The 13,993-nt window shown below is 63.2% G+C and carries 12 protein-coding genes; 3 read left to right on the top strand and 9 right to left on the bottom strand.

Annotated elements, in window-relative coordinates; translation table 11 throughout:
* Positions 1–6: 6 nt before the first annotated feature.
* The 5 genes from ACFHWW_RS30335 to ACFHWW_RS30315 all read right to left on the bottom strand — a co-directional run bounded on the left by ACFHWW_RS30335 (position 7) and on the right by ACFHWW_RS30315 (position 5,792).
* On the bottom strand, positions 7–1,194 hold the full coding sequence (locus tag ACFHWW_RS30335; RefSeq protein ID WP_379942948.1) for an efflux RND transporter periplasmic adaptor subunit: 1,188 nt from the start codon (positions 1,192–1,194) through the stop codon (positions 7–9).
* 596 nt (positions 1,195–1,790) lie between these two features.
* Positions 1,791–2,783 carry an ABC transporter substrate-binding protein gene (locus ACFHWW_RS30330; protein ID WP_100671896.1) on the bottom strand — a complete coding sequence of 331 codons (993 nt, stop codon included), beginning with the start codon at positions 2,781–2,783 and terminating at the stop codon, positions 1,791–1,793.
* A gap of 193 nt (positions 2,784–2,976) precedes the next feature.
* Positions 2,977–3,846 (bottom strand): ABC transporter permease, encoded by an 870-nt coding sequence (locus ACFHWW_RS30325; RefSeq protein ID WP_379942946.1) that lies wholly within the window; start codon positions 3,844–3,846, stop codon positions 2,977–2,979.
* Positions 3,843–4,727, bottom strand: coding sequence for an ABC transporter permease (locus ACFHWW_RS30320; RefSeq protein ID WP_379942944.1), 885 nt, complete (start codon positions 4,725–4,727; stop codon positions 3,843–3,845). The genes ACFHWW_RS30325 and ACFHWW_RS30320 overlap by 4 nt, the downstream gene beginning before the upstream one ends.
* A gap of 273 nt (positions 4,728–5,000) precedes the next feature.
* Entirely contained in the window at positions 5,001–5,792 is a 792-nt protein-coding gene (locus tag ACFHWW_RS30315) for an ABC transporter ATP-binding protein (RefSeq protein WP_379942991.1), read from the bottom strand.
* A 121-nt stretch (positions 5,793–5,913) separates the two neighbouring features.
* Here ACFHWW_RS30315 and ACFHWW_RS30310 point away from each other — a divergent pair, with 121 nt between their 5' ends.
* A complete protein-coding gene (locus ACFHWW_RS30310) occupies positions 5,914–6,327 on the top strand; it encodes a cupin domain-containing protein (protein ID WP_018095740.1) in 414 nt (137 codons plus the stop codon).
* A gap of 66 nt (positions 6,328–6,393) precedes the next feature.
* On the opposite strand, the gene hydA is transcribed toward ACFHWW_RS30310, so the two are convergent.
* Complete coding sequence (gene hydA, locus ACFHWW_RS30305; protein ID WP_018095739.1) at positions 6,394–7,848, bottom strand: dihydropyrimidinase; 1,455 nt, start codon at positions 7,846–7,848, stop codon at positions 6,394–6,396.
* An 80-nt stretch (positions 7,849–7,928) separates the two neighbouring features.
* Entirely contained in the window at positions 7,929–9,179 is a 1,251-nt protein-coding gene (locus tag ACFHWW_RS30300; protein ID WP_379942942.1) for a Zn-dependent hydrolase, read from the bottom strand.
* Between the two features lie 276 nt (positions 9,180–9,455).
* Between ACFHWW_RS30300 and rutR the strand changes: the two genes are divergently transcribed.
* Positions 9,456–10,097, top strand: a complete 642-nt coding sequence (gene rutR, locus ACFHWW_RS30295) for an HTH-type transcriptional regulator RutR (protein ID WP_003525590.1) — start codon at positions 9,456–9,458, stop codon at positions 10,095–10,097.
* 1 nt (position 10,098) lies between these two features.
* On the opposite strand, the gene cyaC is transcribed toward rutR, so the two are convergent.
* Positions 10,099–11,772 carry an adenylate cyclase CyaC gene (gene cyaC, locus ACFHWW_RS30290; RefSeq protein WP_379942940.1) on the bottom strand — a complete coding sequence of 558 codons (1,674 nt, stop codon included), beginning with the start codon at positions 11,770–11,772 and terminating at the stop codon, positions 10,099–10,101.
* A gap of 148 nt (positions 11,773–11,920) precedes the next feature.
* Entirely contained in the window at positions 11,921–12,820 is a 900-nt protein-coding gene (locus ACFHWW_RS30285; protein WP_379942938.1) for a LysR substrate-binding domain-containing protein, read from the bottom strand.
* A 104-nt stretch (positions 12,821–12,924) separates the two neighbouring features.
* On the opposite strand from ACFHWW_RS30285, the gene ACFHWW_RS30280 reads away from it, so the two are divergent.
* The gene (locus tag ACFHWW_RS30280) at positions 12,925–13,947 is read left to right on the top strand and encodes an NAD(P)-dependent alcohol dehydrogenase (RefSeq protein ID WP_379942936.1); all 1,023 of its coding nucleotides are present in this window, start codon (positions 12,925–12,927) and stop codon (positions 13,945–13,947) included.
* The last annotated feature ends 46 nt before the right edge of the window (positions 13,948–13,993 follow it).

Genomic DNA, 13,993 nt, shown 5'->3' with positions numbered 1-13,993 from the left:
TTCCCGTCAGTTGGTTGCCGGCTCGGCGGATTCGACCGGATTGATGCGGTCGCCATCGCGCACATAGGCACCGGCCTTCGCCACCGCCTGTTCACCCGGTTCGATGCCGGAGAGTATCTCGATGAATTGTCCGTCCTGGATGCCCGTTTCGACAGGTACCAGGCGCACGACGCCGTCTGCTACCTTGCGGACGATGGACTTGCCGTCTTCCGATGTAACGGCCGTTTGCGGCAAAACCACCGTCTCCTTCTGCTCCGCCACGATCACGGCGCTGGCATACATGCCCGCGCGCGCCTTGGATGCGTCGGTCAGGCTGATACGCACCGTGCCGAGGCGCGTCTGCGGGTCGACCGTAGGGGCGATCAGGCGGATCTTCCCCTCGATCGTGGTGGTGCTGCCGGCAAGCTTGACTGTTGCGGTCTGCCCCACGGCAAGCTTGATCACATCGGACTCGGCGACATCGGCCCACATCTCGATTTCGCCGTCGCGAATGATCGCGAACAGCGGCTCGCCGCTGCCGCTGGCGATCGCACCGATCTTGGCGTTCTTTCGCGAGACGACGCCGCTGACCGGCGCCTTCACGGCGGTCCGTGCAAGACGCAGGTCGACGTCGTCTATCTGGGCCTGCACTACCTTGATATCTGCCGTTGCGACGCTCACCGACTGCTCCGCCGAGCGGACGCGTGCGCGGCCCGCTGCGGCAAGCGCTTTCAAGCGGTCGGCCTCGGCAGTCGAGACCGTACCGTTTTCCGACAGCTGCACAGCACGGTTCGCGACGCGCGTCGCCTCTTCCGAATTGGCCGTCACTTCGGCAAGCTGGGCGTGCAACTGGGCGAGCGATGCCTCGGTCTTTGCGAGGTTGGCTTCGAGCTGACTTCTTTGCAGAAGCAGGGCGTCCTCGTTGAGGGTGGCCAGCGTGCTGCCTTTTTCCACCCGGTCACCGACGTCGACATTGAGCGACCGTATGGCGAGGCCATCCACCAGGGGAGAGACATAGATCTCCTCCACCGCCTCGATGGAACCGGTGGCGATGACGCGGTCGGTGATCGCACGCTTCGTCGCTTCGGTCACGACGATGGATGGCGGCGCCTGTTTTTGCGGCGGCTTGACGGCCTCTTCGGCCGAAGCGCTCACAAGCGCGGACAGGAGCATCGCTGCACAAGCGCCGATGAGAGGCAGGAGTTTCTGAGCCATAGGCCTGTTTTCCCGAAGCTGAAGCACACATGCCCGATCACGCCCGCGCAGGGGCGAATATCCGGCCGCATTCACGCTATTTCACCTACAGCGCCGCGCGTCTCTTTTCGGACGCGCAAGGACCGCTGCAGCATTTTGAATCGCTGCCCGGGCAGCGGTTTCAAGCCACAGGCACCGGATGGGAAGAAAATTCCCTGATGGGCAATCCTAAAGAAATAAAGATTCCTCCATTCGCTTGCCCTCCAGTCAAACGTTCCGGCCTATGTAGTCGCCGGAGCAAATGCTTACAAGAGCGGCGAAGCAATGGTGCCTCACTATTTCTACTGTCATGCGTCTTCGGATGCAATACGGGTGCAACCTGAAGGTAGTCTTAACAACCACAGCGTGGTGAGCGATTTTCGCCGTTCGACAGCGGACCCGCCACGCTAAGCCATTGGAATCGAGCCTTTGTGGCGCGGGCGGGCGCTGGTCGGTGCGCTTCTCCGAGGAGTAACGCTGCGACCTTTGACCACGGGTGCGAGTTCGCGGCAAGCGGCACACCTCCGCATAAGGAGCGCGCGGTGAGACCCACGCGCTCCTGAACGTCATGCGGCGCCTTATTTCAGCGCCGCGTCCGTGATCTCGTGGGTCCAGGCGCCTTCCGGCTCTTTGGAAATGACCGGGTCGGAGCCGCCGGCCAGCAGCGACTGGACGGTGCGCTTGTAATCCGCCTCGTCGAGCGCCCCGCTGGATCCTGCAGTCAGCTTGGCGACTTCGCCCATCATGCGCTTCTGGTGCTTTTCCGTCTGCGCGCCGGTCGAGTCGTTCTCGAGCACGATATCGGCCGCCTCGTCCGGATTCTCCTCGGCATATTTCCAGCCCTTCATCGAGGCGCGGACGAACTTCACCATCTTGTCCTTGAAGGCCTCGTCCTTGAGCTTGTCCTCGAGCACGTAGAGGCCGTCTTCGAGCGTGGCGACGCCCTGGTCCTCGTATTTGAAGGTGACCAGATCCTCCGGCTTGATGCCGGCATCGATGACCTGCCAGTACTCGTTGTAGGTCATGGTGGAGATGCAGGCGGCCTGCTTCTGAATCAGCGGATCGACGTTGAACCCCTGCTTCAGCACGGTCACGCCGTCCGGCCCGCCATCCGTCGGGATCTTCAGATGCGACATCCAGGAGAGGAACGGATATTCGTTGCCGAAGAACCAAACGCCGAGGGTCTTGCCCTTGAAGTCTTCGGGACCCTTCACTCCGGATTCCTTCAGACAGGTGAGCATCATCCCCGATGTCTTGAAGGGCTGGGCGATATTGACGAGCGGCACGCCCTTTTCGCGCGTGGCGAGGGCGGATGGCATCCAGTCGACGATGACGTCGGCGCCGCCGCCGGCGATCACCTGCGCCGGAGCAATATCCGGTCCGCCGGGCTTGATTTCGACGTCGAGGCCCTCTTCCTCGTAAAAGCCCTTGTCCTTCGCCACGTAGTAGCCGGCGAACTGCGCCTGGGTCACCCACTTCAGCTGCAGCGTGACCTTTTCGGCGGCATTGGCGTGGAAAGCGGCAAGCGAAAAGACGCTCGCTGCCAGCAGAATTCCAAGTTTCTTGTTCATTTCAGTTCCCTCTTATCGTTGCCTTGTCGTTCTAACACTTTGAAACTACGCATTTCGGCCGGGAAGGCCATTACGCATTTTCCCGGAAGTGCCCTGGAGCATTTCAATGTTCATGAAACACTGAAATGCTCCAAACCTTTGGTCCAACGCACTTCCGGACGGAAAACCGTTACACACTTTTCCTGGAAGTGCTCTAGGCTCGCCCACTGCGGATGGACGGATGCCAGAACGTGACCGCGCGCTCGATGAGCGCGACCACCCCGTAGAAGACGGAGCCAGCCACCGCCGCTACGGCGATTTCGGCCCAGACCATGTCGACGTTCATGCGGCCCACTTCCGTGGAGATCCGGAAACCCATGCCGACAATGGGCGTTCCGAAGAATTCGGCCACGATCGCGCCGATCAGCGCCAGCGTGGAGTTAATCTTGAGAGCGTTGAAAATAAAAGGCCAGGCGGCCGGCAAGCGGAGCTTGACGAGTGTCTGCCACCAGGATGCGGCATAGGTGCGCATCAGATCGCGCTCCATGTGGCTGGCGGCTGCAAGGCCCGAAACCGTGTTCACCAGCATCGGGAAGAAGGTCATGATGACGACGACCGCCACTTTCGACTGCCAGTCGAAGCCGAACCACATGACCATGATCGGGGCCACGCCGATGACGGGGAGGGCGGAGACGAAATTGCCGAGCGGCAGCAGCCCTTTCTGCAGGAAGGGCGAACGGTCGATGAGGATTGCGACGACGAAGCCGAGGCCGCAGCCGAGCGCGTAGCCGGTCAGCACGGACTTCAGGAAGGTCTGCCGGAAATCGGCCGCGAGTGTCGGCAGCGAGTTGATCAGCCGCTGCCAGATCATCGACGGCGCCGGCAACAGCACCGATGGGACGGCGAAGCCGCGGACTATGCCTTCCCAGAGGACGAGTATGGTGATGCCGAAGAGGAGAGGCACGGCAAGTCGTGCCGCGTTGTTTGCGGCGTCGCTTGCGAACTGCTGCCGGACCAGCCATTCGTTGAAGGCCCAGGCGGCGAGCCAGAAGAGGACGGCGCCGGCGAGAGCGGCAATACTCATGGTTTTGCCCCCATGCGCTTCAGGACGGCCGTATGCGCCAGGCCGACGATCATGACGAGGACCGCGGCGAGGGCCGCAGCCATGAACAGCGCCGCCCAGATCTGCACGGTCTGTCCGTAATAGGACCCGGCGAGCAGGCGTGCGCCGAGCCCGGCAACTGCGCCGGTCGGCAGCTCGCCGACGATGGCGCCGACGAGCGAGATCGCGACGGCAACCTTCAGCGAGGTGAAGAGATAGGGCATGGACGAGGGCCAGCGCAGCTTCCAGAAGGTCTGGGCGGGCGAGGCGTTATAGGTGTGCATCAGGTCGAGCTGGATCGTTTCGGGGCTGCGCAGTCCCTTGACCATGCCGACGACCACCGGGAAGAACGAAAGATAGGTGGAAATCAGCGCCTTCGGAAGCAGGCCGGAAATCCCGATGGCGTTGAGCACGACGATGATCATCGGCGCGATCGCCAGGATCGGGATCGTCTGACTGGCGATCACCCAGGGCATGAGCGATCGGTCCATTGCGCGGTTGTGGACGATACCGACAGCCAGCAGCACGCCGAGCACCGTGCCGATGCCGAAGCCGAGCAAAGTGGCCGAAAGCGTGATCCAGGCATGATAGACGAGGCTGCGCTTCGAGGTGATGGCCTTATTGGCAGTCGTATCCCAGATTTCGGCGATCACCTGATGCGGAGCGGGCAGCACCGGGCGTTCCTGGGCCATGGTATTGCGGAGGATTTCGGAAAAGCCGATTTCGGTGCCGGCACGCGCGGCGGTATCTCTTTCGAAAGGTGCGTTCAGGAAAACCGCTGCGACGTACCAGCCGGCGATCAACAGGAAAACGACCGTGGAGACGGGAAGCAGTTTGTCCTTAAGGAAGCTCTCCTTGCGCATGGTCACGCCCTCCCGCCAGTCGTCGGACGCAGGTCGCGCAGCATGTTCCGCATCGCCGCTTCGGCTTTGGTCATTTCCGTGCGCAGCTTCTTCGCGCGTTGTCTGGTCTTCGGGTCGATGTTCGAATGTGCCGAAAACCCCTCCCGGTTCGCTTCGCTGACCACCCACCCCACAAGGGGGAAGGACGACCCTGCCGCACCGGTTGCGGCACACGCCGCTGAGCCTCTCCCCCTTGTGGGGAGGGGTTGGGGAGGGGTCATCTCCGCCCGGCGGCTACTCGTCATAGCTGTGCCCCGCTCTCAAGCCCTCGCGCACGCGATGCGCGATCTCGAGGAATTCCGGCGTTTCCCGAATGCCGAGCGGCCGTTCCCTCGGCAGCGTCGATTCGATCACGTCCGTGACGCGGCCCGGGCGGGGGCTCATGACGATGATCTTGGTCGAGAGGTAGACCGCCTCCGGAATGGAGTGGGTGACGAAACAGATGGTCTTGTTGGTGCGCGCCCAGAGTTTGAGGAGTTGTTCGTTCAAATGGTCGCGGACGATCTCGTCGAGCGCCCCGAAGGGCTCGTCCATCAGCAGGAGATCGGCATCGAAGGCCAGCGCCCGGGCAATCGACGCGCGCTGCTGCATGCCGCCGGAAAGCTGCCAGGGATATTTCTTTCCGAAGCCCGAGAGGTTGACGAGTTCCAGCGTCCGCTCGATCCGCGCCTTCCGGTCCTCGCTGGAGTAGCCCATGATCTCCAGCGGCAGCGCGATGTTTTTTTCGATCGTACGCCAGGGATAAAGGGCGGCCGCCTGGAAGACATAGCCATAGGCGCGCTGCCGGCGGGCCTCCTCCGGCGTCATGCCGTTGACGGAAATGGTGCCGGCCGTCGCCTTTTCGAGATCGGCGATGACGCGCAGAAACGTCGTCTTGCCGCAGCCGGATGGGCCGATGAAGGAGACGAAGTCGCCCTTGACCACGTCGAGATTCACGCCGGTGAGTGCATTGACCGGACCGTCGCTGGTCTCGAACGTCAAACCGAGGTTCCGGGCCGAGACCACGGAGGCGGGATTGGGTGTCATGGACGGATTCTCATTATCGACTGCCTGTGTCAGACTGCTATCCGGACCCGCAACATGCAATGGCGGATTTGCCGGCGAGGTCGCCTGCTGCTGGTTTTTCAGCGTATTCTGGAGGACGGTCATGTCTCGATCACCCAATCCTGGCTGTCGCGTGGTTCGCCCGGGCGGTGCCTTTGCCGGCAAGCAGGGGCTCGATTATTTCGAGGGTATCGCCGCGGAAACGGTCGGCTCCACCGGCATCTGCATGCATCTCGTGACCATGCCGCCCGGTGCGCGCGCCAAGGCGCATCTTCACGAGACCCATGAAACGGCGATCTACGTGCTCTCCGGCGAAGCGCATACCTGGTTCGGCGAGCGGCTCGAAGAACACGTGATCACCAGGGCCGGAGATATGCTCTACATTCCCGCCGGCGTGCCGCACCTGCCGGCGAACCTCTCGCACGCCCCTTGCACGGCGGTGATCGCCCGGACGGATCCGAAAGGAAACGAGAGCGTCGTGCTGCTGCCCGAGCTCGACGGGCTCGTGCCCGCCTAGATCAATTCCGGGAAAAGTCATCAGCGCGATCGCCGTTTCTCGCATGCGATAAGGTTGCGGCATCTCTCAGACGCCGCTTGCGGGAATGCCGCTGCGCTGCACCGCCCGTGGCGCCGTCACTTCCTTCCAGGTGGAAAGCGCGGTGCTGACCGCCGGGAAGGGATCACGCCGGACGAATTCGCCGTGGCCCTCCCGGGTCTTCACGGTTCCGTCCTCGATCGAAACCACGCCGCGCGTCAGCGTGAAACGCGGAAGACCGGTGACCGTCTTGCCCTCGAAGACGTTGTAATCGATCGCCGATTGCTGCGTCTTCGCCGAAATCGTCTTGGAGCGCTTGGGGTCCCAGACGACGAGGTCCGCATCGGCGCCGACGAGGATCGCGCCCTTCCTGGGATAGATATTCAGGATCTTGGCGATATTGGTGGAGGTTACCGCCACGAATTCGTTCATGGTGATGCGGCCGGTCGCAACACCATAGGTCCAGAGCATCGGCATGCGGTCTTCCAGTCCGCCGGTGCCGTTCGGGATTCTGGTGAAATCGCCGACGCCGAAGCGCTTCTGCTCGGTCGTGAAGGCGCAATGGTCGGTCGCGACCACCTGGAGCGAACCGGAGGCAAGCCCCGCCCAGAGGCTGTCCTGGTGAAGCTTGTTGCGGAAAGGCGGCGACATAACCCGGCGGGCGGCGTGGTCCCAGTCCTTGTCGAAATATTCGCTCTCATCGAGCGTCAGGTGCTGGATCAAGGGCTCGCCGAAGACACGCATGCCCTTGGCGCGGGCGCGCCGGATCGCTTCATGCGCCTGTTCGCACGAAGTATGAACGATGTAGACGGGACAGCCGGCCATGTCGGCGATCATGATCGCGCGGTTGGTGGCCTCTCCCTCGACCTCCGCCGGCCGCGAATAGGCATGTGCCTCCGGGCCGCTATTGCCTTCCGCCAGCAGCTTCGCCTGCAGTTGCGCCACCACGTCGCCGTTTTCGGCGTGGACCAGCGGCAGCGCGCCGAGCGCCGCACAGCGCTGGAAGGAGGAAAACATCTCGTCGTCGTCCACCATCAGCGCGCCCTTGTAGGCCATGAAGTGCTTGAAGGTGTTGATGCCCTTTTCCTTTACGATCGTCTCCATCTCGTCGAAGACCTGCTCGCCCCACCAGGTGATCGCCATGTGGAAGGAATAATCGCAGTTGGCGCGCGTCGACTTGTTGTCCCACATGGTGAGCGCCTCAAGCAGCGACTGGCCGGGCGAGGGGAGCGCGAAATCGACGACCATCGTGGTGCCGCCGGCGAGTGCCGCGCGGGTCCCGCTTTCGAAATCGTCGGAGGAATAGGTGCCCATGAAAGGCATTTCGAGATGCGTATGCGGGTCGATGCCGCCCGGCATCACGTAGCAGCCGGTGGCGTCGAGCGTCTCGGCGCCGGAGAGATTCGGTCCGATTTCGACGATCTTGCCGCCTTCCACCTTTAAATCGGCCTTGTAGGTCAGGTCGGCCGTGACGATGGTTCCACCCTTGATGACAGTGCTCATTGGTTCGTTTCCCTGGAAGGTGCCTTCGGCGGCTCAGGCCACCACGAAAAAGGGCGGAACCACCGTCCCGCCCGCAAAACTCATTCCACGATCTCCGCCGTCTCGAGCACGGCGTGGAACAGGACGTCCGCGCCGGCCGCGGCCCATTCCCTGGAGATGTCCTCCGCCTCGTTATGGCTGAGCCCGCCGACGCAGGGGCACATGATCATCGTGGTCGGCGCGACCTTTGCCGCCCAGCAGGCATCGTGTCCGGCGCCGGAAACGAGATTCATGTGGCTGTAGCCGAGCTTCTCGGCGGCGCCGCGTACTGCCTCGACCAGCTTGGGGTCGAAGGTGACGGGATCGAAATGCCCGACCGCCTCGATGGAACAGCCGACGCCGAGCCGCTCGCAGATTTTTGGCGCTTCGGCTTCGATCCGGGCGCGCATGCCGTCCAGTTTGGCCTGATCGGGCGAGCGGATGTCGACGGTGAACACCACTTGGCCCGGCAGGACGTTGCGCGAATTGGGCGAAAAGAACATCTGGCCGACGCCGCCGACGGCGCCCGGCTGGTTTTCCATGGCGACGGTCTGGACCATTTCGAGGATCCGCGCCATTGCGAGGCCCGCATTGACGCGCATGTCCATCGGCGTCGAGCCGGTATGTGCTTCCCTGCCGGTCAGCGTGAACTCCAGCCACCAAAGACCCTGACAGTGCGTGACGACGCCGATCTGCCTGTTCTCGGCCTCGAGGATAGGTCCCTGCTCGATGTGGTATTCGAAATAGGCGTGCATCTTGCGCGCGCCGACCTCTTCGTCGCCAAGCCAGCCGATGCGCTTCAGTTCGTCGCCGAAGCTCTTTCCTTCGGGATCCTTGCGGGCATAGGCGTATTCGAGGGTGTGGACCCCGGCAAAGACGCCGGATGCGAGCATGGCAGGCGCAAAGCGCGCGCCTTCCTCATTGGTCCAGTTGGTCACGACGATCGGGTGCTTCGTCTTGATGCCGAGATCGTTCATCGTACGTACGGCCTCGAGGCCGCTCAGGACGCCGAGGACCCCGTCGAACTTGCCGCCGGTCGGCTGTGTGTCGAGATGCGAGCCGATATGGACGGGCAGCGCATCCGGATCCGTACCGGCTCGGGTCAGGAACATGGTGCCCATCTTGTCGACACCCATGGAGAGCCCCGCCTCTTCGCACCAGGACTGGAAAAGCCGGCGACCTTCGCCGTCCGCATCCGTCAAGGTCTGGCGGTTGTTGCCGCCGGCAACGCCGGGGCCGATCTTCGCCATTTCCATCAACGAATCCCATAGACGGTCGGCATTGACGCGCCTATTCTCGCCAGGTGCTGCCATGGCGTTCTCCTCTATTGTCGGCCAGTCCCTCCCCGGGATAGCCCTCATGTTCCCGTCGGCCGAATCGGGGCCTTGTTGTGATGCCCTTCGATCAGGCGTTGCCTTTGTCGGCAATCTGACTGATAATTTGACCGGTTGGTAAACATTACAACTTCCGTGGCGGCACTCAAGCCGGAAAAAGAAAAAAACAGGAGTTACTGCTCAAGAAATCGGCGCGTCCGAATATTGGGCAAATTGTGCCGACGTCTTTCGCTGGGGGCTTAGACAGGGGACGAGATGGTACTTCCGAGAGCGGCTAGAACCCAGAGGCGCACGCGCATTCAGGAGGAGAAGGAGGAGCAGATCCTCGAGGCGGCGCTGGAGGTGTTTTCCGCAAACGGCTTTCGCGGGTCGACGATCGATCAGATCGCTGACGTGGCGGGCATGTCGAAGCCGAACCTGCTCTATTATTTCCGCACCAAAGAGGCGATGCATCGCGCGCTGATAGACCGCGTTCTCGACACCTGGCTCGATCCTCTGCGCGCGTTCGATGCCGAGGGCAACCCGGTCGCCGAGATCCGCAGCTATATCCGGCGCAAGCTCGAAATGGCGCGCGACTTCCCGCGCGAAAGCCGGCTGTTCGCCAACGAGGTCCTGCAGGGCGCCCCGCGTATCGTGGACGAGCTCAAGGGTCCTCTGAAGCAATTGGTGGACGAGAAGGCCGAGGTTATCCGCAGCTGGGCCAAGGCTGGCAAGATCGCAAAATGCGACCCTTATCACCTCATCTTCGCCATCTGGTCGACGACGCAGCATTATGCCGACTTCGACGTTCAGGTGCGCGCCGTGCTCGGCCAGGAGAATGCCGGCGAAGGGCGCTTCGAGGACGCCGCGCGCTTTCTCGAGCGGCTGTTCGTCGACGGGCTGCAGGTGCGGGAGTAGCCTACCCGGCTGTGGGCAGGGATCGGGAGAGCTGCGCGGCGTCACCGACGATCCAGGTTTCCAGCGTTGCCTTGCGGCCCCGCAGGCTGATTTCGAGCCGTCTGTGGCCCTCGAAGCTTAAACCCGCGCGCTCGACCAGTTCGGCCGAAACGGCAAGCTCGACGTCGTGCTCCTTCGCGAGGCCTTCCAGTCGGCTCGCGGTGTTGATCGTGTCGCCGACGACCGTGAGCGAGGTTGCCTGGCCGTAGCCCATTTCGCCGATGATCGCCGGCCCCGCGTGGAGGCCGATGGCGAGCCTCAGCGGCTGCTCGAGCTCCCCTTCGAAAGTCTGGTTGAGCGCCCGGATTCCTTGCGACAACCGGGCGGCGGCCGACAGTGCCTGGCGGCAGGCTTCCGGCAGAGGGGCCTTCAGTCCGAAGATCGCGAGCGCCCCGTCGCCGATGAACTTGTCGACGACGCCACCGGAACTTTCGACGGCTTCGCCGACGACCTCGAAGTAGCGGTTGAGCAGAAAGACCGTGTCGTAGGGCAGCCGGTGTTCGGCGATGCGGGTGAAATCACGCAGGTCGCAGAAGAGCACTGCGACGCGGCGCTCGCGTCCGCCGGCGTTCTGGCGGGCAAGCTGCGTCTTGATCCCGATGCTGTCGGTGTCGAGGATGGGCACGACGCTCACATTGTGCACGGGTCGGAACTGGCAGGCGAGGCGTACGTTCTCGGGAGCGCCGATGCGGGTCAGCGTCGCGAGTTCTGCGGCTTCCGGCGTCGGTTGGCCTTCGAGCCCCTGCGTTATCCGCACGCGACAGGTCGAGCAGCGGCCGCGTCCGCCGCAGACGGACACATGCGGGATTCCAGCCGCCCGACTCGCCTCCAGAACGCTGAAGCCGAGGCTGACGGCAGCGACCCGGCCGTCCGGATAACGAATGCGAATACGGCCGCGCGCCGGCAGGGCGCGCAGAACGAGGGTGCCGCCGATCAGGCTTGCGAAGCCGCCATAGAATGCCAGCCTGATCCTATCGAGGAGGGCAGGGTCGACGCGAGGTGCCTGGCTGGCATAGGCCCTGTCGCCATAACCGCCATGTTCGGCGTAGTCGCGCTCCAGCGATCGGGCGCCGTTGACGAAGCCGAGCAGTGCGAAGATCGGCACCAGCAGGGCGACGGTATAGAGCAGCGTTTCGTACTTCGGAAACCAGGCGCGGCCGCGCATCCAGAACCAGGCGCCAAGGCAGGCGTGACCCCAGACGACGATGAGTGCAAGCGACTGGCGATAGGTGTTGAACGAGCTTGACCAGAGCGTGCGCAGGATTGCGGGGTAGTCGGGGTAAACACCTGAAAGAAGCGGCTCCACGCGGGCGGCGACAACGTGAGGAATGAGCAGAAAGGGCAGGCTCAGGCCGAAGATGATCTTCAGGGCTTCGCCGACAGGCATCCTGAAGGTTTGCCGCCGGTAGAGACTGTCGAGCGCCATCAGAAAATGCAGCAACAACGCGCCGTAGAGGAGGGCCGTTCCGGGGATGCTCTGCCAGACCGAGGTGAAGATCCGCCGGCCCGTTTCCATGGCTCCGATCGACACCAGGCCGAGCGCATGGTTCGAGAAATGGAGGAGCACAAAGACGCCGAGCACAGCCCCTGAAATCAGGTGCATCTTCTTGCGCGTGCTGGCGGATAGGATCGTCAAACAAATCTTGCCTGGGTCTGGCGGCCTCGAAACAGGCTCGCGTCAATGTCCTCCTTATTAACCAGATCACCGATGCCGGCAACTTACGTTTTCTAAACGAATTGTTTCGCTTTTCGGGTCTTGCGCGGAGCGCATGTCCCATGCCGTGCTACTCCATGATGCGCGGCAATCCTGCGGCGAGCTTGTCGATCACCACCCGCAGTTTCGGCAGCATGTGCTGCGTTCGCGGCCAGACCGCATGCGCCTTGAAGATCAGCCCGGGACGGGCGGTGAGGACGCGGACAAGCTCGCCTTTCTGCACGCGCTCGCGCACAAGCCAGCAAGGCAGCCAGGCAAGGCCGTGGCCGGCGGAAGCCGCATCGGCGATCGCGGCGAGATCATCGAGCCTCAGCCGCGTTTGCGGCAGCACGATTTCCGCCGCTTTGCCGTCGGACGGAAAGGACCAGGATAGCGGCTCGCCTCCACGGGCGTAGACGATGCCTTCATGTGCTGCGAGTTCGGCCACCGTTCTCGGCGTGCCGTGCGTTTCAAGATAGGCAGGGGAGGCGCAGACGGTCATCCGCTGTTCCGCCACCGTTCGCATCATCAGGCCGGCGCCGTTGCCGAGCGGGCTGTTGCGGATGGCGAGATCGAAGCCGTCGTCGAGAAGGTCCACGACCCGGTCGTTGAAGGAGAGATCGAATTCCAGACGGGGATGCGCCCGCAACAGGTCGCGAAGCAGCGGCGCCACGCATTGGCGGCCGAAGAGGACCGGCATCGAGATGCGCAGGCGGCCGCGAATCTCCCGCTTCCCGGATTCGAGGAGGTCTTCGGCCGTTCTGATTTCGCCCAGCGCTTTTTGGCAGCTCTCGTAAAAGAGCTGCCCTTCTTCGGTAAGACTCTGCGTCCGTGTGGTGCGATGGAAGAGGCGCACGCCGAGCCGTCGTTCGAGCCGGGATACCGTCTTGCCCACGGCCGAGCGCGAAAGGTTGAGCCGCGCGGCGGCGGCGGAAAAGCCGCCGGCATCGGCAACTTCCACGAAAACTGAAATGCCGTTGAAGCGCTCCACGAATTGCGTCCTCCTGGGAACCAATGATGGGAAATCATATCGCAACCGAAGACGAATGTTCAACAGTATGCTCGCTTCACCGCAACGGATGAAAAGGAACGAGCATGTCCAAATGGATGCAGGAATGGAGCACGCAGACGGTGGGCCCCCACAATCTCAAGCGTGCCGAACGGCCGGTGCCGGAGGTCGGCGAGCACGATATACTCGTGCGAACGCTTGCCGTATCGCTCAACTATCGCGACAAGCTGGTACTGGAGACCGGCATGGGGCTCGATCTCGCTTTCCCCTTCGTGCCGGCCTCGGATATGAGCGGAGTGGTCGAGGCCGTCGGCAAGAGCGTGACGCGTTTCCAGCCGGGCGATCGCGTGATCTCCACCTTCGCCCCCGGTTGGCTTGACGGCTTACGACCCGGCACCGGCCGGACGCCTGCCTATCAGACGCTCGGGGGGGCGCATCCGGGCGTCCTGTCGGAATATGTGGTTTTCCCTGAAGGCTGGTTCGTCGCGGCGCCGAAGAGCCTCGACGCGGCGGAGGCGAGTACCTTGCCCTGTGCGGGGCTGACCGCCTGGTTCGCTCTTGTCGAAAAGGGTCATTTGCGGGCGGGCGACCGTGTCGTCGTGCAGGGCACCGGCGGCGTTGCGCTGTTCGGGCTGCAAATCGCCAAGGCGACCGGGGCCGAGGTCATCGTCACCTCGAGCAGTCGCGAAAAGCTCGATCGGGCTTTTGCGCTCGGTGCCGATCACGGCATAAATCGCCTGGAGGAGGACTGGGTGGAGCGCGTCTATGCGCTGACCGGGGACCATGGGGCCGACCACATTCTGGAGATCGCCGGCGGCGCCGGGCTCGGCCAGTCCCTGAAGGCAGTCGCGCCGGACGGGCGCATCTCGGTGATCGGCGTGCTCGAGGGCTTCGAGGTCTCAGGTCCGGTCGGGCCGCTTCTCCTGAAGTCTCCCGTCGTGCAGGGTGTCAGCGTCGGTCACCGCAGAGCACTCGAAGATCTGGTCGGGGCCGTCGATCGCCTTGGACTGAAGCCCGTCATCGACAGCCGTTACAAGTTCACCGAGGTCCCCGAGGCCCTCGCGCATCTCGACCGCGGCCCGTTCGGCAAGGTGGTGATAGAGTTTTGACGCGATAGAAACGCGGGAGGGCCGCCGGCGATGCCGGCGGCCCTCC

The organism is Sinorhizobium sp. P24N7 (assembly GCF_042436655.1).
Classification (GTDB): Bacteria; Pseudomonadota; Alphaproteobacteria; order Rhizobiales; family Rhizobiaceae; genus Sinorhizobium; species Sinorhizobium meliloti_A.
Note: the sequence above shows the minus strand (reverse complement) of the source record. Positions and strands in the feature narration are given on the sequence as shown.

What these genes read in the sequence shown, in the direction of transcription:
- ACFHWW_RS30335 (WP_379942948.1), bottom strand. Translation starts at nt 1,194, where the DNA reads ATGGCTCAGAAACTCCTGCCTCTCATCGGCGCTTGTGCAGCGATGCTC.
- ACFHWW_RS30330 (WP_100671896.1), bottom strand. Translation starts at nt 2,783, where the DNA reads ATGAACAAGAAACTTGGAATTCTGCTGGCAGCGAGCGTCTTTTCGCTT.
- ACFHWW_RS30325 (WP_379942946.1), bottom strand. Translation starts at nt 3,846, where the DNA reads ATGAGTATTGCCGCTCTCGCCGGCGCCGTCCTCTTCTGGCTCGCCGCC.
- ACFHWW_RS30320 (WP_379942944.1), bottom strand. Translation starts at nt 4,727, where the DNA reads ATGCGCAAGGAGAGCTTCCTTAAGGACAAACTGCTTCCCGTCTCCACG.
- ACFHWW_RS30315 (WP_379942991.1), bottom strand. Translation starts at nt 5,792, where the DNA reads ATGACACCCAATCCCGCCTCCGTGGTCTCGGCCCGGAACCTCGGTTTG.
- ACFHWW_RS30310 (WP_018095740.1), top strand. Translation starts at nt 5,914, where the DNA reads ATGTCTCGATCACCCAATCCTGGCTGTCGCGTGGTTCGCCCGGGCGGT.
- hydA (WP_018095739.1), bottom strand. Translation starts at nt 7,848, where the DNA reads ATGAGCACTGTCATCAAGGGTGGAACCATCGTCACGGCCGACCTGACC.
- ACFHWW_RS30300 (WP_379942942.1), bottom strand. Translation starts at nt 9,179, where the DNA reads ATGGCAGCACCTGGCGAGAATAGGCGCGTCAATGCCGACCGTCTATGG.
- rutR (WP_003525590.1), top strand. Translation starts at nt 9,456, where the DNA reads ATGGTACTTCCGAGAGCGGCTAGAACCCAGAGGCGCACGCGCATTCAG.
- ACFHWW_RS30280 (WP_379942936.1), top strand. Translation starts at nt 12,925, where the DNA reads ATGTCCAAATGGATGCAGGAATGGAGCACGCAGACGGTGGGCCCCCAC.